The organism is Actinoplanes sp. NPDC020271, from assembly GCF_044388125.1.
Classification (GTDB): Bacteria; Actinomycetota; Actinomycetes; order Mycobacteriales; family Micromonosporaceae; genus Actinoplanes.
On the sequence record NZ_JBIRWQ010000007.1, the window covers coordinates 318,967 to 337,336 of the forward strand.

Below are 18,370 nucleotides of genomic sequence, written 5' to 3' on the forward strand. Positions count from 1 at the left end.
GTCAGACCTCCACCAGCATCTCGTCGCCGGCCTCGGTGTAGAAGTTCGGGTCGGCGGCGAGGATCGCCCGGCGTACGTCGAGCAGCTCGGTCACCCGCTGCTGGATCACCGCGGTGCCGACCAGGCCGTCCTCGTCGGCGTCCCGCCGGGCCGTCGTCGAGTTCTCCGCGATGTCCACGATCCGGTCCACCACCAGTGCCACGCTGCGACCGCCCTCGCTGTAGACGACCACCGAAACGGTCTCCCCTTCCGGCTCCTCGCCGTACGCCCCGAGCAGGTGCGACAGCCGCACCAGCGGCAGGATCTGCCCGCGGTACTGGACCACCTCGCGCGATCCGGCGTGTTCGAGCCGGTCCCGCGGGAACTCCTCGAGCCGGGTGACGGTGTCCAGCGGGATCGCCACGCGACGCTCGCCGACCGCGGTGACCAGCAGACGCTCGGTGCCACCGCCGCCCTGCGTACGCTTCTCGACGACGTTCTCCCGCTCGGAGTCCACGGCCAGGTGCGACCGGCGGGCCAGCGACGACACGTCCAGGATCAGGCCGACCTTGCCGTCGCCGAGGATGGTGGCTCCGGCGTACATGCCGATGTCCTTGAGCCGTGAGTTGAGCGCCTTGACGACGACCTCCTCGGTGTTCAGCACCCGGTCCACGACCAGGCCGAACCGCCGGCCGTCGGCCTGCAGCACCATGATGTAGACGCCCTGGTCGCCACCGACCTCGAAGCCGAGCGCCCGGTCCAGCCGCACCAGCGGGAGCAGCTTGCCGCGCAGGCGGTAGACGGGCGCCCCGGAGGCGTACTCCACCTTGGTCGACTTGCCGTCGACGAAGACCAGTTCCAGCACCGCGACCTGGGGGACCACGTACCGCTGGTCGCCGCAGTCGACGGTGAGCGCCTGGATGATGGCCAGCGTCAGCGGGATGGTGAGCCGCCAGACCGTGCCCTCGCCCGGGGTGGAGTCGACGCTGACCGCGCCGCCGATGTTCTCGATGTTGGTCTTCACCACGTCCATGCCGACGCCGCGGCCGGAGACGTTGGTGACCTTGGCCGCGGTGGAGAAGCCGGGCTGGAAGACCATCGCCATGATGTCGCGCTTGTCCATGTTGGGGACCTGCTCCGGTCGGAGCAGCCCGTTCTCCACGGCCTTCTGCGCGATCCGCTCCACGTTCAGGCCGGCGCCGTCATCGGCGACCTCGACCGCGACGTGCCCGCCCTCGTGGTACGCGCGCAAGGTCAGCGTGCCCTCGGGGCCCTTGCCGGCGGCAGTGCGCCGCTCCGGGTCCTCGATGCCGTGGTCGACCGCATTGCGGACCAGGTGGGTCAGCGGGTCCTTGACCGCCTCCAGCAGGCTCCGGTCGAGCTCGGTCTCCTTGCCCTCCATCACCAGCTGGACCTGTTTGCCGAGCGAGTTGCTCAGGTCCCGGACGACTCGGGGCAGCTTGGACCAGATGTGCTCGATGGGCTGCATCCGGGTCTTCATGATGCCCTCTTGCAGCTCACTGGTGATCATGCCGAGCCGCTGCGCGCTGCGTACCAGCCCGGAGTCGCCGATCTCCATCACGCCGCGGACCAGCTGGTTACGGGCCAGCACCAGCTCGCCGACCATGTTCATCAGCGTGTCCAGCAGGTCGACGTCGACGCGGATCGCGCTGTCGGCGATGCTGCGCTTCGGGGCCTGGGACTGCAGGGCCTCGTTGACCGCGGCCGGCTGGGTCTTCCCCTCGTCCAGCAGGATCGTGCCGAGCTTGCGCTCGTCGCCCTCGATCTGCTGCTGCAGCGCCGAGCTGACGTCGGCGGGCTGGGCGGCGCCGGAGTCGACCAGGATCTGGCCGATCGGCTGCCGCTGCTCGGCGATCGGCTCGGGCGCCGGGCGGGTGGCGGCGGGCGCCTCCTCGACCGTCACCGGCGTCTCGCCCTCAGCCGCGGCCGGCGCGGCCGCCGGGGCCGCCGGGGCCGCGGCGGCGTCGGCGGGCGCGTCCATCTGCGCCTTGATCCGGACGATCATGCTGTCGACGTCGACCTCGTCCTCGGTGCCCTTCTCCTCGATGGAGGAGAGCAGCGACCGGACGCCGTCGATGCAGAGCAGCAGCACGGTGATGGTCTCCGGGGTCACCGGCTGAACGCCGTCCCGGAGCCGGGACAACAGCGACTCACCCGCGTGCGCCAGCTTCTCCAGCCGGGAGAACGCCAGGAACCCGCTCGTGCCCTTGATCGTGTGGATCGCCCGGAAGATGCGGGAGATCAAATCACGCGAGTCCGGTTCCTGCTCAAGGCTCACGAGATCCCGGTCGATCTGGTCCAGGTTCTCGTGGGACTCCATCAGGAATTCGCCGACGATCTCGCCAAGGTCTTCCACGTCAACTCCTCCTGCTCGGCTTCACAGCCCTCATCGACCCCTGCACGCGCCAACTGAGAACACTCGCCCGATACGCCTTGTCTGTCGGGTGTCCCGGAGAAAAGATCAGGCTTCTCCGCCCGGACGGCGGTACCGGTAACCGAACCCGCGAACCGACTCGATGGGCGATTCGTCCGGGTCGGACCAGCCGAGCTTGCGCCGCAGCCGCAGCACCGCGAACTTCACCCGTTCCTGACCGATGCCGGTCGGGTCGTCCCACGCCTGGGTCAGCAGCTGGTTCGGCGAGAGCACCGCGCCGGCATGTCGCACCAACGCGTTGAGCAGGCGGAATTCGGTCGGCGTGAGCCGCTTCTCCTCGCCCTTGACATAGACCCGGCGCTTGGTCGGGTCCAGATGCACCAGGCCGTCGTCGTAGATCTGGCTGGCCCAGCTGTTCTGCCCGCTCGACGAGCGCCGCAGCAACGCTTCGACCCGCGCCAGCAGTTCGTTGTTGGCGAACGGCTTGGTCAGGTAGTCGTCGGCGCCGCCGCGCAGGCCACGCACCTTCTCCGCCTCCTGGCCGTGCGCGGTCAGCACCAGCACCGGCACGTCGGAGACGTCGCGCAGGCGCTCCAGCACCTGCCACCCGTCCATCTCGGGAAGGCCGACGTCCAGCACCACCAGATCGGGATGCTCGGCGTAGGCCTCCTTCAGGCCGGAACGGCCGTCCGCGGCATGGGCCACCTCGTACCCGGCGCGGCTGAACAACAGCCGCAGGGCGAGTGCGATGTCCGGGTCGTCCTCGACCACGAGTAGGCGACTCATCGTGTGTTCACCCTGCCCCCAACCCGCGCTCGCGCCCGTTTTCGGGCACGGCCGAACCCCGGGCGCTGGAACGCCGGAATTCGGTGTCTTGCCTGGCACCGCCCGCACGACTGCGGACGGGGATATTCAAAGGCGCAAAGACACCATAGCGTGATGTCACCGCCTATTTACGGACAGTGACAGTTTAGCGGGCAAAGGTCCTGCACACGGCCCGGTCTTCGAAGAGCGCACACGCTCAGCGAACCGTCGCCGGATCGCCCATCCCCTCAGGATTTCATTTCCAGTACGACATTTCCGCCATTCCGCGAAAGATGTGACAAGGGACGAAGTACGGGGTCGGATATCCCTGGTGGACGATTCGCGTCCAGACGGATCCGGGAGGAACCCGTGTTCGACAAGGTGGTACGCCGCGCGACGGTAATCGCGGCCGCGCCCGTTCTGCTCGCCCTGCCCGTCGCGCTGTTCGCACTGCCGCACGCGGTCAGCGCCCAGGGCCCGGTGGTTCCACCCCGCCCGCCGGGTCAGCCCACCCCGGCGTCGTCACCCACTCCCGCGAGGGAGACAGCCGGCCCCACGACGCCGATCACCCCGGACGTCGCCGCGGCCCCGGCCGGCGCGGCCACCCCGGACCCGCAGAAGGCCCGCGCCCGCAAACTGATGCGCCAGGTCATCCGCCTGACCAACCGGGAACGCGTGGCGAACGGCTGCCCGAAGCTCGGCGTCGACCGGGAGCTGATCGTGGCCTCCGCCGCACAGAGCTACTACATGGCTCGGACCCGGCTGTTCAGTCACGTCTGGCGCGACGGCTCGACCTTCGCGATGCGCGCCGAGCGGGCCGGTTACCGCGCACCGGCCGGCGAGAACATCGCCTGGGGCTACCCGACCGCGGCCGAGGTGATGAAAGCCTGGATGGCCAGCCCCGGGCATCGGGCCAACATCCTGAACTGCGGCGCGCGCAAGATGGGCGCGGCCATCGTCTACGCCGCCGACGGCACTCCGTACTACACGCAGACCTTCGGCTGGCGTTAGACGATCAAAGAGCGCAATTGACCAGTACGGGCTCGGGGTGCAGTTCGACACCGAAGCGGTCACGCACCCCGTCCCGGATGGTCCGCGCCAGCGCCAGCAACGCCTCGGTGCTCCCGCCGCCACGGTTGGTCAGCGCCAGCGTGTGCTTGGTCGAGATGGCGACGCCCTCCCCCGCGAACCCCTTCGGGAAGCCGGCCTGCTCGATCAGCCATGCCGCCGGGATCTTCACCGTGCCGTCGGCGGCCGGCCAGTTCGGGATCTCGCCCCGGGTCGCGGTCAACTCGGCGAAGAACTCGGCCGGAACGACCGGGTTGGTGAAGAACGAGCCCACCGACCAGGTGTCCCGGTCCTCCGGGTCGAGCACCATGCCCTTGCCGGCGCGCAGTTTGAGCACGGTCTCGCGCGCCGACTCGAGAGTCACCCGGTCGCCCGGCTCGACACCGAGGTGGCGCGCCAGTTCGGCGTACCGGATCGGGACCGAGAGATTTTCCTTGGTGAGCCGGAAGTCGACCGCAGTGACCAGGTAACGGTCGTTGTGCTTGAACACGCTGGACCGGTACGCGAAACGGCACTGCTCCGGCGTCATCTCCAACTGCGCGTCGTCGATCCGGTCGTAAGCGTGCACGGCCACGATCGTCTGCGCGACCTCGGAACCGTAGGCCCCCACGTTCTGGATCGGGGTGGCGCCGGCCGAGCCCGGAATGCCGGACAGGCACTCGACGCCGGAGAAAGAGCGTTCCACCGTGTACGCCACGAAGTCGTCCCAGACCTCACCGGCCGCGACCCGGACCACGACGTCGTGGTCGCTCTCGCGGACGACCTCGATCCCGCGGTTGCGCAGCACCAGCACCTCGCCGTCGAAGCCGGGGTCGCCGATCACGACGTTGCTGCCGCCGGCCAGGACGAGCAGCGGACGTCCCTCGGCCGTGGCGTCGAGCACCGCGGCAATGGCCTCGCCCGTGTCGACAGCGGTGGTCACCGTGCCGGCCGGCCCACCGAGGCGTAGCGTCGTGTAAGCCGCCAAGGTGCGGGAAGTGTCGGTCTGCTGGTCGGCGAATGCGTCGGGCACGCCGTTCACCCTAAGCTCACTAGGCGGAAGTGATGAAACCGGCGGTCCGGCCGAGCGGGAGACTGCGATGAACAGGTTGCACGCGACGAAGGACTTCTGGCTGGCGGCGCTACGTGCCGACGGCCCGGCCCTGTGGGAGGCCGTGTCCGAGACCGGGCCGGACGCGCCGGTCCCGCAGGTCCCCGGCTGGACCACCGCCGACCTCACCTTCCACCTGCTCGACACGCTGCGCCGGGTCCGCGCCACGGTCGCCCGCGGGGTGACCGAGCGACCCGGCCCCGACCCGGAGCCGGCCACCCGCCCGGAGTGGGCGGAGGCGCTCGACCAGCTGCGCCGCGAGCTGACCGGGATGATCGAGACCCTGGAGGCGCTCGACCCGGACTACCCGGCGTGGAACTGGGCACCGCAGCCGAAACGCGCCGTCTTCTGGGACCGGCGGATCGCCCACGAGATCTCCGTGCACCGGTGGGACGCCGAGGCCGCGGCCGGGCGCCCCACCCCGATCGAGACGAAACTCGCCACCGACGGGGTCGCCGAGATCCTCGACACCTGGCTGCCGGCCGGGCGGCGGCAGGGTCCGACCGACCTGCACGGCGTGGTGCACCTCGTCGGGACGGACGCCGAGCAGGAATGGTTCGTCCGGCTGCGCGGGGCGGGGATCGCGCTGCTGGACACCGGGACGATCCTGGACACCGACGATCACCACGCCCGGGCCAAGGCGATGGGCACGACGAGCGACCTGCAGCTCGCCCTGATGGGCCGTAAGCGTCCCGATCAATTGGTCATCAGCGGCGACCCCCGCCTCTTCCAGGCCCTGCGAACCGGGTGACTGAGCCTGTTTGCTCCGCTTCGCTCCGCGGCGAATCGCCTGGGAACCGGTGAGGAGGGGGCGAGTGAGCGTGCTTCCGGCAGATCACGCCGCCGTGACGGCTTCATCTCGTAAGATGAACCGGTTAAGTTGAGCGGACTGATCATGCGGAACAAGGAAGCGGTGAAGACATGACGGCAACCGTCACGTCCACGTCGGCGCAGCCGGCGCGTGCGGGGATCACCTTCCCCGACGGCTTCGTCTGGGGCGCGGCCACGGCCTCTTACCAGATCGAGGGCGCGGCGCGGGAGGACGGTCGCGGCCCGTCCATCTGGGACACCTTCAGCCGTACGCCGGGAAAGGTCTACCGGGGTCACACCGGCGACATCGCGTGCGATCACTACCACCGGTACGTCGACGACGTGGCGCTGATGGCCGACCTCGGCCTGGCGTCGTACCGGTTCTCGGTCGCCTGGCCGCGCATCCAGCCGGACGGCACCGGCCCGATCAACCCCAAGGGCCTCGACTTCTACGACCGGCTCACCGACGAGCTGCTCGGCAAGGGCATCGACCCGGTCGTCACGCTCTATCACTGGGACCTTCCGCAGACCCTGGAGGACCGCGGCGGCTGGGCCAACCGCGAGACCGCCGAGGCCTTCGGGGAGTACGCGCAGATCATCTACCGCAAGCTCGGCGACCGGGTCGGCACCTGGACCACGCTGAACGAGCCGTGGTGCTCGGCCTACCTGGGTTACGGCTCCGGCATCCACGCCCCCGGCGTGCAGGACCCGGCGAAGGCGCTGGCCGCCGTCCACCACCTGAACCTCGGCCACGGCCTGGCCGCGCAGGCGCTGCGGGCGGCCGGCGCCCAGCGGATCAGCATCACGCTGAACCCGTGCGAGGTCTACCCGGTGGACCCGGACAACGCGGCCGACCGGGACGCCGCCTGGCTGATCGACGGTCTGGCCAACCGGATCTTCTTCGACCCGCTGCTGCGCGGCGAATACCCGGCCGACGTGCTGCAGCACATCGCCCGGCTGACCGACCTGTCCTGGCTCAAGGACGGAGACCTGGCGATCATCAACCAGCCGATCGACGTGCTGGGGATCAACTTCTACAACCCGGCGTACGTGTCGGCCAAGCCCGGTGCGCCCGGCGACAAGTCGTACCCGGGCAGCGAGGGCATCGCGTTCCGCCCGCCGGTCGGCCCGGTCACCGACATGAACTGGCCGATCGAGCCGGGCGCCCTGACCCGGCTGCTGACCCGCATCCACAAGGACTACCCGGGCACCGCGCTGATGATCACCGAGAACGGCGCCGCGTTCCCGGAGGGCCCGGACGCCGACGGCACCGTTCCCGACCAGCGCCGCATCGACTACGTCGACGGCCACCTGCGCGCCTGCTACGACGCGCTGGCCGCCGGTGTGGACCTGCGGGGATACTTCCTGTGGTCGTTGATGGACAACTTCGAATGGGCCGAGGGCTACCGTAAGCGCTTCGGTATCGTGCACGTCGACTACACGACGCAGCAGCGGGTGCTCAAGGACAGCGCGAAGTGGTACCGCGAGGTGATCAAGCGCAACGGGCTTTCGTAAGGAGCGATTTGTGACGACGCGGGAGCGGCCCACCCTGGAAGCGGTGGCCCGGCGTGCCGGGGTGTCCCGCGCGACCGTCTCCCGCGTCGTCAACGGCTCCACCACGGTCGCCGTCGCCATCCGGGAGGCGGTCAACCAGGCCGTCGACGAGCTGGGCTATGTGCCGAACCAGGCCGCTCGCAGCCTGGTCACCCAGCGGACCGACTCGATCGCGCTGATCCTGCCGGAAACGGCCAACCGGGTCTTCTCCGACGACCTGTTCTTCCCGGCGATCATCCGTGGCGTCGGCATGGAACTCGAAGCCGCGGACAAGCAGCTCGTGCTGATGATGACCGGCTCCGAGGCCGGTCATCACCGCGTCGAGCGTTACGCGGTCGCCGGTCACGTCGACGGCGTCATGTTCGCCTCGATCCACGGCGCCGACCCGCTGCCCGGCGCGCTCGCCCGGCGCGGCATCCCGGTGATCTGCAGCGGCCGGCCGATGACGGCCGAGCCGCCGGTCCCGTTCGTCGACGTCGACCACGCCGGTGGGGTCGCCGCCGCCGTCCGCCACCTGATCGACGGCGGCCGGCGCCGGATCGCCACGATCGCCGGCCCGCAGGACATGGTCGCCGGCGTCGAGCGCCTCACCGGCTACCGGGACACGCTGCGCGCGGCCGGCCTGCCCGAGACGGTCGCGACCGGCGACTTCACCCGCGAGTCGGGGATCACCGCGATGCGGTCCCTGCTCGACCTCGACCCACAGCTGGACGCGGTCTTCGTCGCCTCCGACCTGATGGCGCACGGCGCACTGCTGGCGCTGCGGGAAGCCGGCCGTTCGGTGCCGTCCGACGTCGCGGTGATCGGCTTCGACGACTTCGACATCAGCCGCTACAGTGACCCGCCGCTCACCACGGTCCGGCAGCCGATAGCCGAGATCGGCCAGACCCTGGCCCGCCAGATGTTGCTGCTGATCAGCGGCGAGTCCGAGATCCCGGAGTCGGTGGTCCTCCCCACCGAGCTCATCGTCCGCGAGTCCGCCTGATCATTCAAAGGCCTGCGACGGTACGGGCGGTGGCCGCGGTCGCCGAGCCGAACAGCACCAGATACGCCGTCCGCCGGTGGGCCGTCTCCGCCGAGCGCAACACGCTCAGCGCCTGCCGGACCGCGTCGTCCACCGGCCAGCGGTAGATCCCGGCCGAGATCAGCGGGAACGCGATCGTCTGCGCGCCCAGCCCGTCGGCGACCTGCAGCGCGTTCTCGTAGCAGGCCCGCAGCAACGGGGAGCGGTCCTCGGTCGCACTGTGCACCGGGCCGACCGTGTGCACCACCCAGCGCGCCGGCAGCCGGCCCGCCGTCGTCGCCACGGCCTGGCCGGTGGGCAGGCCGCGACCGTACTTCGAGGCGCGCAGCATCCGGGTCTCGGCCAGGATCTCCGGGCCGCCCTTGCGGTGGATCGCCCCGTCGACCCCACCACCGCCGAGCAGGGAGGAGTTCGCCGCGTTGACGATCACGTCCACCCGCTGGGCCGTGATGTCCCCCTCGACCAGTTCAACATCCACGACAAGCTCCTGACTTTGCGCTGACCGTGCCCACCCCGCGAACACGGCCCCAGCCGCGACTCGCGCTGTCCGTCACGCACCCAGGGCCGCAACCACACCGGGCCCAGCTTGCGGGCTCCGGCGCACGGGACCGTCCGGCCGGGGTGGCACGTGGACGGGTTCGTTGCTCTGAGCCGGACCACCCACGGACGTCGCCCTTCCGGGCTGAGCGTTCTGGGCGCCCCGCGCCCTGCTCGGCCCGGAAGGGTCCCCGCGGGAGCGACGATCGGGACCACAGCGAACGCAGGCAATGAATCCCGGTATTTTGATCTTGATTTAGAGCGAGGCGACCGTGGTGATTTCGATCGGTTTGCCGAGTACGCGGCGGGAGAGCAGGGTCGCGCCGGCGATTGCGGCCGGCATCAGGAAGATCGCGCCGAGCGGGATCAGGAACGCGCAGAAGACGGCGACGCCGAAGCCGAGCGTGAGCGGCACGTTCGTGGCGAGCGCGACGCGGCGGTGGCGCAGCCGCTGACCGCGCCGCTGGAACGGCACGCCGGTCAGCTCCAGCGCCAGCAGCCAGCCGCCGACCCCGCCAGCCAGCACCGGGATCACCGTCTGACCGACCACCGGCAGGAAACCCAGCAGGAAGAGCGGGATCCCGACCAGCACGGACAGGCCGATCAGCCGCACCGAATCGGCCAGGCTGCGGCGCAGCGAACGCCAGAAGCCGACCTCGACCGCGTCCGGCACGCCGCCGAACCGGTCCTCGACCAGCTCGGAGATCCGCTCGTAGAACGGGTCGCCGATCAGCAGCGTCACCGCGGTGAAGGTCAGAATGCCGAGCAGGAGCGCCAGACCGACCAGTCCGGCGCCGGCCAGCACCTCGACGAAGTCACGCCAGAAGCCGGACCAGTCGTCGGCGAACCAGGTGACCTTCCCGGAGAGCGCCGGCAGGAACCGGATCAGGACGACCAGCCCGATCGTGTAGAGCACCCCGGCGATCAACGCCGGGAGCAGCCCCAGGCCCAGCAGCCGGGGACTACGCAGGACAAGCCCGAGCCCGCGGCCGAGCAGCCCGGCCCCGGCGGCGAATTGACGAACGGCGGTCAGCGGCCGATTCGGATCTTCCTTCACGTCCCGCGAGCTTAGTGGGGGCTGTCGCATTTCTCGCGGTACGCGGGGCGGGTTCCCGCATTGATCGCTCCGCTCGTGGACCGGCTGCTCGCGAGTGCGGCCGCCCGGTCGACGGGCCAGCGGGCCCCCTACGGTCGAGAACCAGCTGCCGACGCCGGCCGACATGCCCGGGTCGACGCCTACGATGCACGGCCGGTTTCGGACCGAGCGAGGAGCTGGGTCTGAGGGTTGTCATCGAGCGTCCATGACGACGCCGGACGCCGGCCGAGCCGGGCCTGTGCGTTGCTGCCGAGCGTCCATGACGACGCTGGACGCCGGCCCAGCCGGGCGAGCCGGGCCTCAGCGTTGTCAGGCCGGGCGGAGAGGCCGGCCGGCAAGACGAGCCCGCTGCGGCCGGGCGGCGAGTCGGCCGGCACGACCGGCTCGGTGCGGCCGACCAGGAGGCGCCGGGAAGCGACCGGTGGAGTCGGGGTCAGGAACCGGGGGTGGCGCTGGAGGACGGCGCGACGCTCGTGCTCGGCGGGACGCTTCCGGATGGCGTCGTGGTCGGCTCCGGCGGCCCGCTGATCTGCGTCGGCGTGGGCACCGGCGGCATGCTCAGGATCGGCGGCGGCGAGGTCGACGGCACTGTCGCCGGGGCCACCGAGGCCGCCACCGTGACCGTTTTGGTGATCACGGTGCTGCTGACGACGACGATCGGGGCGGGGGCGTCGCCGGCGGGCCGGCCGGTGTCTCCGGTGGACGGACTGGTCCGGCCCGGCGCTACGCCGAGGCCGTCACTGCCGCCGGCACCACCGGTCTCCACTGCGGCGGTGGTGCTGGGGACGGGGGTGCCCAGCGCCCAGCCGACCACGACAGCGAAGGGTAGCCCGATCGCCACAACACCGATGAAAACGGATTTAGGGGACAAGCGCACGCTGGAACATCGCTCAAGAGCGGGAAAAGTTACGGTTTCGGCGCAAAAGCGACTTAAGCGTTCAGGAAGCTGGACACCCGATCGCGGAGGTCGTTGCGGTTCGTCCACAGGACCGAGGGCAGGTCGTAGATGTGCAGGTCCGCGTCGAGCAGGCCGGCCAGCCGTTCCGCCCAGGCAACGGGGTGGACCTCGTCGTCGCGGCAGCCGACGACCAGTGCGCGCCCGCGGAAAGCGCCGAGCGCCGTCTCGTCCGGCACGGCCGGAGCAGCCCACAGGTCGGCCAGTTCCGGGGCCAGGCCGTCACGCTGGAGTTGCTCGACGCGCTGACGTAGGTAACTCCAGCCGGCCGGGCTGTTACGGACCGACGGCGGCAACTCCGCCTCGACCGCGTCGGCGATCATCGCGGCCTCACCGGACTCGACCGAGGCGAGCAGCCGGTCCAGGCGCCGGACAGCGGCGTCGGAACGGCGCCCGTCGAGCGGGGTGGGGAGGTAGAGGACGACTTTCTCGAACCGGTCCGGCGTCTCGGCGAGCAGCCGGCACAGCGCGCCCGCGCCCATGCTGACGCCGACGGCCCGGGTCGCACCGGCCAGGTCGGCCACGCCGCGCAGATCCGCGGCCAGGTCACCGAAGGTCCATGGGCCGGGCGGGGCGTCGGAACGGCCGTGCCCGCGGAACTGGAAGAACGTCCGGCGGCCGGTCACCGCACTGCCGAGAGGACGGGTGCCGGCAATGTCCCCGGCCAGCCCGTGGGCGAAGACCGTCATCGGGTCGCCGGTGCCGGTGGTCAGCTGCTCGACCCGTACGCCCGAAGGAAGAGTGACCAGCTCGGTGGCCGGGCCCGGCAGCGTGGGGCGACCGGATCGCGGGCCGGTCCGGTCGACGCGCTGCAGGCGCGGCCCGCCGTCGGGCGGTGGCGGACCGAAACGTTTCCTCACGATCGGCGACGGGCCGGCCGGATCACCAGAAGCCCTTGCCGTCGGCGATGTCCCGCAGGCCGGGCCGCACGTCGAGCAGATAGATCATCGCGGCCGCGATGCCGATCAGGCCGAAGATGCCGAGCGCCGACCGCCCGCCGAACGTCAGGATGGCGCACACGCCGAGGATCACGGCCCACGCGCCCTTGGGCAGCGTTCCGAGGGCCTGGAAGGCCGCACCGCGCTGGGTCAGGCAGTGGACGAACGCGATGACTTCCAGGATCAGGGCGAACAGCAGGATCAACTGCTCGGTGTAGTGCCGGACATCGTCGAAGAAAAGCGGCGCGGAGAGAGCCATGCCGGGAAGTCTATGCCGCGGGCCCCGGCGTTGCCGGGGCCCGCGGATCATGTCTCACGCGAGATGTTTACTCGGCCGGCTTCGGGGCCGGGGCAGCCTTGGCGCGCTTGCGCGGCTTCGGCGTGGTCTCGGCCGCCTCGACGGCCTTGGCCTCGGCGACGGTCGCCTCGACGGCCTTCGGCGCCTCGGTCGCCTCGATGTCGGCGTTCACCACTTCGGCGGACTCGACGATGCCGGTGCCGACGACCTTCTCGCCGCGGGCGACGAGGGCGGTGTACGCGGCAACGGCCCGCTCCTGGGCGATCTGCGCGAACGCGGTGGCCGCGGTCTGCGCGTTGGTGCGCAGCGCGTCGAAGTCGGCCCCGGCGGCCTTCTTCTGGAACTCGCCGGCCTGCTCGGCGGCCTTCTTCTGCAGCTCGGCGGCCTGCACGTTGGCGGTGCGCAGCGAGGCGACGGCACGGTCGCTCAGCTCGGTGAGCACGGCCGGCAGCTTGCGCAGCTGCTGGTAGGCGAGGTCACCGGCGCCGGCCGCGGCGTACAGCGGGGTCGGGATCCTGGTCTTGGTCTGCTCGGTCATTTCGTCTCCTCGGCGATCGGGGTGGTCCGGGGCGCGCCGTCGTCAGGCGAACCGTCTTCGGATGTCGCGGGCGGCGCGTTCCGAGCGTTCTCATTGCGGAACGTCTCGTAGATCTGCGACAGGGACTGCTTCTGCGCGATCGTGAGCTCCGGGTCGACCGCGATGGCCGCCAGCACACCCTGCTGACCCTCGCCATCGAGCAGTCCGGCCCGCAGATACATCGCGGGCGTCGACACACGCAAGGCGCTGGCGATCTGCTGCAGCACCTCGGCGCTCGGCTTGCGCAGGCCACGCTCGATCTGGCTGAGGTAGGGGTTGCTCACCCCGGCCTTGTCGGCGAGCTGCCGCAGCGAGATCTTCGCGGTCTGCCTCAGGTCCCGGATGAACGTCCCGATGTCCTGGGGCAGTTCCTTGTTGGCCATGACTCGACGTTAACCGCTGGTGCTAGCTCCTGCAAGCAGAGTGCTTGCAGGAGCTAGCGTGAAGCGCGTCACCCGGAGGAAACTCAGGGTCACCCCTAGAAAACGGCTCGCACCTCGCCGACCACGCGGCCGCCGCCCAGCACGACCTCGTCCAGCACCGGCGGCGTCACACCCAGCCGCCGCAGCGCCTCCAGCAGCACCGGGACCCGCGCCCGGGCCGCGCCGTCGGAGATCTTCAGCGCGACCCCGGCGACACCCGGGACGGCCGCGGCGACCACACCGTCCGCACCCCGCTTGACCAGCAGGCCGGGCACCGCGCGCATCAGGACGGTGTCGGCCGACTCGGTGCCGGCGACCAGCTCCGGGTGGGCGCGCATGGCGTCCGCGACCTGCCGTTCCGGCGTGCCCGGCGCGGCGTCGACCAGCCGCAGGAAAGCCCGGGCCAGGGCGGCCGGGGAGACCGCCAGCACCGGTGCGCCACAACCGTCCACACCCGCCGCCGCGATCGGCTCACCGGCCAGGTCGCTGACCGCTTCGGTGAGCGCCACCTGCAACGGATGCTTCGGGTCGAGGTACGTCTCCAGGTCCCACCCGTTGGCCACGCAGGTCGCCAGCATCCCGGCGTGCTTGCCGGAGCAGTTCATCAGGATCGGGGCCGCCTCGCCGCCACCGCGCAGGAACGCATTCCGCGCGGCGTCGCCCAGCGGCAGGTCGGCCGGGCAGCGCAGCGCCTCCGGCCCGAGGCCGGTCGCGGCCAGCATCGCGGCGACCCGCTCCAGGTGGAACGGCTCCCCGTCGTGACTGGCACTGATCAGGGCCAGGTCGGCTGCCTCGCGCGGCACCAGGCCACTGCGGAGCATGCCGACGGTCTGCAACGGCTTGCTCGAGGAACGGGGGAAGAACGGACTGTCCACCTCGCCGACGCCGGGACGGTCGGTGAACGCGACGACGCCGTGGTGCACGCTCTCGACAAAGCCGGAGCGGGTCACCTCCGCAACAACGGTCATCGCGCCACCCCCGTTGCATTCCAGTGAACGCGCTCGCTCATCGGGCCGGCACCCCCAGCAGCTCGCGCGCCTGGGACGGGCTCAGCGGTGGCCGCTCGGCCAGCCGGGCGAAGGCCACCGCACGAGCCACGAGCTGCATGTTCGACTCGACGGGACGGCCTTTCGCATACGTGATCGTGTCCTCCATGCCGACCCGCAGGTGGCCCCCGGCCGACAGCGACGCCAGGATCACCGGGATCGTGCTGCGCCCGATGCCGGTCGCCGAGAACGTGGTGCCGGCCGGCAGGTCACGGATCACCCGCTCACAGGCGACGAGTGCGGCCGCGGTGCCGGGCATCCCCCCGGGCACGCCCATCACCAGGTCGACGTGCACGTGCCCGCCGAACGGCAGCCCGTGCTTGCTGAGCAGCCGCTGCAGAGTGGTGAGCTGGCCGAGGTCGAAGATCTCGAACTCCGGCACGATGCCGCGCTCCTGCATGCGGGTGTGCAGGTCGACGATGAAGTCCCACCGGTTCATGAACACGTCGTCACCGAAGTTGACCGTGCCCATCGTGCACGAGGCCATTTCCGGCCCGGCGTCGAGCACGGCCAGACGGTCGGTCTCCGGGTCGGTCACCGCGCCGCCCGAGGAGAGCTGCACGATCAGGCCGGTCGACTCACGCAGCGCGGCCACGGTCGCGCGCAGCCGGCCCTGATCGAGGGTGGGCCGGGCCTCCGCGTCCCGGATGTGCACGTGGATGATCGAGGCGGCGAGCGCCTCGCACTCTTTCGCGGTCGCGACCAGCTCGTCCAGGGTCACTGGCAGAGCCGGCACGTCCGCCTTGCTGCTCTCCGCGCCGGTCGGGGCGACGGTGATCAAGGTCCCGGTCATGCCGGTCATCCTGCCACCGCCCTCCGGCAAGACGCACGAAACCGTCCGCTCAGGCGTCGATCGCGGCCGCCGACTCCCCCACCATGAGCCGCGCGTCGTCAGCCACGTTCCGCTTGACCACGGCCAGCGCGATCATCCCCAGCTCGTGGTGCCGCACCGCGGTCCCGACGAAGCCGACCGCCCGCCCGTCCAGCTCGACGGGCGTGCCCTGCGCCGGCGGGTGGTCGGTGGCGATCCCGTCCAGGTGCAGCAGGACCAGGCGGCGCGGCGGACGGCCCAGGTGGTGGACCCGGGCGATCGTCTCCTGCCCGCGGTAACAGCCCTTGTCCAGGTGCACGGCGGTGGCCTGGAAATCCGCCTCGGCGGGGATCGTCTTGTGGTCGGTCTCGTGACCGAGCCGCGGGGTTCGCGCCGCGACCCGGATCGCCTCGAACGCCCACAGGCCGGCCCGCGGGACCCCCAGTTTCTCGATCACCGAGGTCTTCGCGTCCCGCGGGACGAGCAGGTCGACGCCGTGCGGGACGCGGCGAGCCAGGCCGCCCTCAAAAGCCTCGACCCCATAGACCGCGGTGGCCCCGGGCGGGACGGACCCGGCGGCGAACTTGGGACCCGGCACCGCACCCACCCGGGGTTCGGCGAGGTCGGGGAACAGGTCCGCGGCGGCCGGGCCGACCAGCGACAGCACCGCGATCTCGGACGTGGCGTCACGCGGGTCGACCTGTGTGAAGAACCGCATCATCTCGAGGTACTTCAGGAGCCCGGCCCCGGCGCCCGGCTCGGTGTCCAGCCAGGCGGTCGTCCCGTCCTCGGTGACGAACGCGTGCTGCTCCAGATGGCCGTGCGGCGAGAGAACCAGCAGCTCACTGCCTTGATTCGCGGAGATGTCGGACAGGTGCTGGGTGGTCAGCGTGTGCAGCCAGCTCGCGCGTTCCGGCCCGGGGACGGCGATGACGTCCCGGTTCGACCGGTCCACCAGACCGACCGCCGTCTCCAGGAGCCGCTGCTCCTTCATCGGGTCACCGAAATGCGCGGGCACCCCGGCATCGGCGGAACTGGGGTCGAGATCCTCGACCATGACGACGGTCACTCCGACTCCTTGCACTTGCCACAGACCCCGAACAGCGAGACGTGCCCCACATCGACGCGGAAATCCCGCTCGGCCAGCAACTGGTCACAGACCGGGCGCAGCACGGCCGGATCCATCTCCTCGATCGACCCGCACGAGCGGCAGACCAGGTGCACGTGCTGATCCTCACCGGCCGCGTGGTAGGTCGGCGAGCCGTGCGAGAGGTGCGTGTGGTTGACCAGGCCGAGCTCTTCCAGCAGCTCCAGCGTCCGGTAGACCGTGGTGATGTTGACTCCGGCGACCCTCTCGCGGACCGCGTTGTGCACCGACTCGGGCGTCGCATGGCCGAGCTCGTGCACCGCTTCCAGGATCAGCTGGCGCTGCGGGGTGAGCCGCAGGCCGCGCTCTCGGAGCATGGCGGCAAGCGAAGTGGCGGACACCCCACGAGCATAGTTCGCTAGTTTCACGTTGATGAACGAGCAGATCCTGGTGTCTCCGGCCGACCTCATGGGCGACGGGGTGTTCGAGACGCTGCACCTGCGGCCGTCCGGCCCCTGGCTGCTCGACGAGCATTTGGCCCGGCTGGCGCGGTCAGCCGCACTTCTCGACCTGCCCCCACCCGTTTTTACCGGCATCTCGGATCTGCGCGCGGACTTCGCCGCCCTGCGGCTCGTCTACACCCGGAACGTGCGGCACGCCGGCGTCTCCGAGATCCCGTCGTCGGTCCTGCGCGAGCGGCGCGACGGGATCCGGGTGCTCAGCGCCGACCTCGGCGTCTCCGTCTCCAGGCGCCCGCCGTGGTCGATCTCCGCCGCCAAGTCACTGTCCTACGCGAGCAACTTCGCGGCTCGCCGCTGGGCGGCGCGGCATCACGCCGACGACGTGGTCTGGCTTTCCACCGAGGGGTACGTCCTGGAGGGCCCGACCGCGTCGATCATCTGGCTCACCGGGGACGAGCTGGGCACCGTCCCGTGGGAGGAAGCCGGCATCCTGCCCGGGATCACCGCCGGGCACCTGCTGTCCCTGGCACCGGCCGCCGGACTGCGCCCGGTCCAGCGGATGATCACGTTGCCGGAGCTGGCCGCGGCCGACGCCGTCTGGTTCGCGTCGTCGCTGCGCGGCCTGGCCGAGGTGATCGTGCTGGACGGGGAGCCACGGACGCGCTCGCCGTGGACCCCCCGCCTGTTGAACCTGCTGGGTTTCTAGCCGCCGATCCGGAGGAGCCGGGCCGACATGTGCGGGGTCAGCCCGCTGTTGTCGATCGAGATCTCGTGCGCGTAGAGCAGCGCGCCCTCGACGATCCCGAACAGCCGGTGCCCGCCGGTCACGTGCAGCCCGGTCGACGTGTACGCCACCGCGTCCGTCCCCATCTCCAGCCGCGTGCCGGCAGCCTTCCCCAGGTACAGCTCGGCGACGCCGTCGGGCCGGATCATCGTCGCTTCCATCTCGTCACCGGGCCGGCCGTCGACCAGCACCGGCCGCCAGAAGCCGGACTCGGTCAGCGCCTGCCCGAGCGGCTGCGACTCGTCGTCGAGCAGCCAGGCCCGCGACTCGAAACGCAGGAAGTCCCGCCCGTCGTGACTGATCCGGATCTCCTGGGCGAAGTTGAAATCCTCCTCCGCCGGGAACCCGCCCTGGCCGCGCCCCCGCCACAACCCGATGAACGGCAGCAGCCCGAGCAGCGACTGATGCAGGTCAGGGCCGACCCGCAGGTCGTGGGTGTCCTCGTAGGGATAAGCGTCGACCGGCGGGGCGTTCAGCCACGGCGGCGGGCCCAATGGGTTTTCCGTCTCGCCGTTACTCACCAACGCCCCCTCGAAATACGCATTGCCAGATAGCCGAAACCGCCCGCCAGCGCGCCTACACCGGCGACCAGCAGGCTCACGAACCCGATCTCCGTAACCATGACCGGCCCATC

Annotated in this window: 20 protein-coding genes and 1 pseudogene; 5 read left to right on the plus strand and 16 right to left on the minus strand. The window is 70.8% G+C overall.

What is annotated here, in order from left to right; all coding sequences use genetic code 11:
- Position 1 precedes the first annotated feature (1 nt).
- Both ACH442_RS18875 and ACH442_RS18880 read right to left on the minus strand, forming a co-directional pair.
- Positions 2 to 2,356: a chemotaxis protein CheW gene (locus ACH442_RS18875; protein WP_396339299.1), complete on the minus strand. Its 2,355-nt coding sequence runs from the start codon at positions 2,354 to 2,356 to the stop codon at positions 2 to 4.
- A gap of 105 nt (positions 2,357 to 2,461) precedes the next feature.
- Positions 2,462 to 3,160 carry a response regulator transcription factor gene (locus ACH442_RS18880; protein ID WP_185038054.1) on the minus strand — a complete coding sequence of 233 codons (699 nt, stop codon included), beginning with the start codon at positions 3,158 to 3,160 and terminating at the stop codon, positions 2,462 to 2,464.
- A 387-nt stretch (positions 3,161 to 3,547) separates the two neighbouring features.
- Between ACH442_RS18880 and ACH442_RS18885 the strand changes: the two genes are divergently transcribed.
- Entirely contained in the window at positions 3,548 to 4,189 is a 642-nt protein-coding gene (locus tag ACH442_RS18885; RefSeq protein WP_396339300.1) for a CAP domain-containing protein, read from the plus strand.
- Between the two features lie 4 nt (positions 4,190 to 4,193).
- Here ACH442_RS18885 and ACH442_RS18890 read toward each other — a convergent pair whose 3' ends face one another.
- Positions 4,194 to 5,267 (minus strand): UDP-N-acetylmuramate dehydrogenase, encoded by a 1,074-nt coding sequence (locus ACH442_RS18890; RefSeq protein ID WP_396339301.1) that lies wholly within the window; start codon positions 5,265 to 5,267, stop codon positions 4,194 to 4,196.
- A 58-nt stretch (positions 5,268 to 5,325) separates the two neighbouring features.
- On the opposite strand from ACH442_RS18890, the gene ACH442_RS18895 reads away from it, so the two are divergent.
- The 3 genes from ACH442_RS18895 (at position 5,326) to ACH442_RS18905 (ending at position 8,685) form a co-directional block, all read left to right on the plus strand.
- The gene (locus ACH442_RS18895; protein WP_396339302.1) at positions 5,326 to 6,087 is read left to right on the plus strand and encodes a maleylpyruvate isomerase family mycothiol-dependent enzyme; all 762 of its coding nucleotides are present in this window, start codon (positions 5,326 to 5,328) and stop codon (positions 6,085 to 6,087) included.
- A 170-nt stretch (positions 6,088 to 6,257) separates the two neighbouring features.
- Complete coding sequence (locus ACH442_RS18900) at positions 6,258 to 7,661, plus strand: GH1 family beta-glucosidase (RefSeq protein ID WP_396339303.1); 1,404 nt, start codon at positions 6,258 to 6,260, stop codon at positions 7,659 to 7,661.
- A 10-nt stretch (positions 7,662 to 7,671) separates the two neighbouring features.
- Positions 7,672 to 8,685: a LacI family DNA-binding transcriptional regulator gene (locus ACH442_RS18905; protein ID WP_396339304.1), complete on the plus strand. Its 1,014-nt coding sequence runs from the start codon at positions 7,672 to 7,674 to the stop codon at positions 8,683 to 8,685.
- A 4-nt stretch (positions 8,686 to 8,689) separates the two neighbouring features.
- Here ACH442_RS18905 and ACH442_RS18910 read toward each other — a convergent pair whose 3' ends face one another.
- The 11 genes and pseudogenes from ACH442_RS18910 to ACH442_RS18960 form a co-directional block, all read right to left on the minus strand.
- Complete coding sequence (locus tag ACH442_RS18910) at positions 8,690 to 9,202, minus strand: O-acetyl-ADP-ribose deacetylase (protein ID WP_396339305.1); 513 nt, start codon at positions 9,200 to 9,202, stop codon at positions 8,690 to 8,692.
- Between the two features lie 315 nt (positions 9,203 to 9,517).
- Positions 9,518 to 10,318, minus strand: a complete 801-nt coding sequence (locus tag ACH442_RS18915; protein ID WP_396339306.1) for an EI24 domain-containing protein — start codon at positions 10,316 to 10,318, stop codon at positions 9,518 to 9,520.
- A gap of 472 nt (positions 10,319 to 10,790) precedes the next feature.
- Positions 10,791 to 11,198 (minus strand): hypothetical protein, encoded by a 408-nt coding sequence (locus tag ACH442_RS18920; RefSeq protein ID WP_396339307.1) that lies wholly within the window; start codon positions 11,196 to 11,198, stop codon positions 10,791 to 10,793.
- An 89-nt stretch (positions 11,199 to 11,287) separates the two neighbouring features.
- Positions 11,288 to 12,172: an alpha/beta fold hydrolase gene (locus tag ACH442_RS18925; protein WP_396339308.1), complete on the minus strand. Its 885-nt coding sequence runs from the start codon at positions 12,170 to 12,172 to the stop codon at positions 11,288 to 11,290.
- Between the two features lie 22 nt (positions 12,173 to 12,194).
- Positions 12,195 to 12,509, minus strand: coding sequence for a DUF2516 family protein (locus ACH442_RS18930; RefSeq protein ID WP_396339309.1), 315 nt, complete (start codon positions 12,507 to 12,509; stop codon positions 12,195 to 12,197).
- A gap of 67 nt (positions 12,510 to 12,576) precedes the next feature.
- Positions 12,577 to 13,086 carry a hypothetical protein gene (locus ACH442_RS18935; RefSeq protein ID WP_396339310.1) on the minus strand — a complete coding sequence of 170 codons (510 nt, stop codon included), beginning with the start codon at positions 13,084 to 13,086 and terminating at the stop codon, positions 12,577 to 12,579.
- Positions 13,087 to 13,159: 73 nt separating this feature from the next.
- Positions 13,160 to 13,508, minus strand: a pseudogene (locus ACH442_RS18940) (helix-turn-helix domain-containing protein); the annotation flags it as partial.
- Positions 13,509 to 13,603: 95 nt separating this feature from the next.
- Positions 13,604 to 14,515 carry an asparaginase gene (locus ACH442_RS18945; protein WP_396339311.1) on the minus strand — a complete coding sequence of 304 codons (912 nt, stop codon included), beginning with the start codon at positions 14,513 to 14,515 and terminating at the stop codon, positions 13,604 to 13,606.
- A gap of 37 nt (positions 14,516 to 14,552) precedes the next feature.
- Entirely contained in the window at positions 14,553 to 15,386 is an 834-nt protein-coding gene (locus tag ACH442_RS18950) for a 3-keto-5-aminohexanoate cleavage protein (RefSeq protein ID WP_396339312.1), read from the minus strand.
- Positions 15,387 to 15,435: 49 nt separating this feature from the next.
- Complete coding sequence (locus ACH442_RS18955; protein ID WP_396339383.1) at positions 15,436 to 16,461, minus strand: YgfZ/GcvT domain-containing protein; 1,026 nt, start codon at positions 16,459 to 16,461, stop codon at positions 15,436 to 15,438.
- An 8-nt stretch (positions 16,462 to 16,469) separates the two neighbouring features.
- Positions 16,470 to 16,892 carry a Fur family transcriptional regulator gene (locus tag ACH442_RS18960; RefSeq protein WP_396339313.1) on the minus strand — a complete coding sequence of 141 codons (423 nt, stop codon included), beginning with the start codon at positions 16,890 to 16,892 and terminating at the stop codon, positions 16,470 to 16,472.
- Positions 16,893 to 16,923: 31 nt separating this feature from the next.
- On the opposite strand from ACH442_RS18960, the gene ACH442_RS18965 reads away from it, so the two are divergent.
- Complete coding sequence (locus tag ACH442_RS18965) at positions 16,924 to 17,658, plus strand: aminotransferase class IV (protein WP_396339314.1); 735 nt, start codon at positions 16,924 to 16,926, stop codon at positions 17,656 to 17,658.
- Here ACH442_RS18965 and ACH442_RS18970 read toward each other — a convergent pair.
- Together ACH442_RS18970 and mtfM are read right to left on the minus strand one after the other, a co-directional pair.
- The gene (locus ACH442_RS18970) at positions 17,655 to 18,257 is read right to left on the minus strand and encodes an FABP family protein (protein ID WP_396339315.1); all 603 of its coding nucleotides are present in this window, start codon (positions 18,255 to 18,257) and stop codon (positions 17,655 to 17,657) included. The two genes, ACH442_RS18965 and ACH442_RS18970, sit on opposite strands and share 4 nt — an antisense overlap.
- Positions 18,254 to 18,358, minus strand: a complete 105-nt coding sequence (mtfM, locus tag ACH442_RS18975) for a small membrane protein MtfM (protein ID WP_275407938.1) — start codon at positions 18,356 to 18,358, stop codon at positions 18,254 to 18,256. Before mtfM ends, ACH442_RS18970 begins: the two co-directional genes overlap by 4 nt.
- Positions 18,359 to 18,370: the final 12 nt, after the last annotated feature.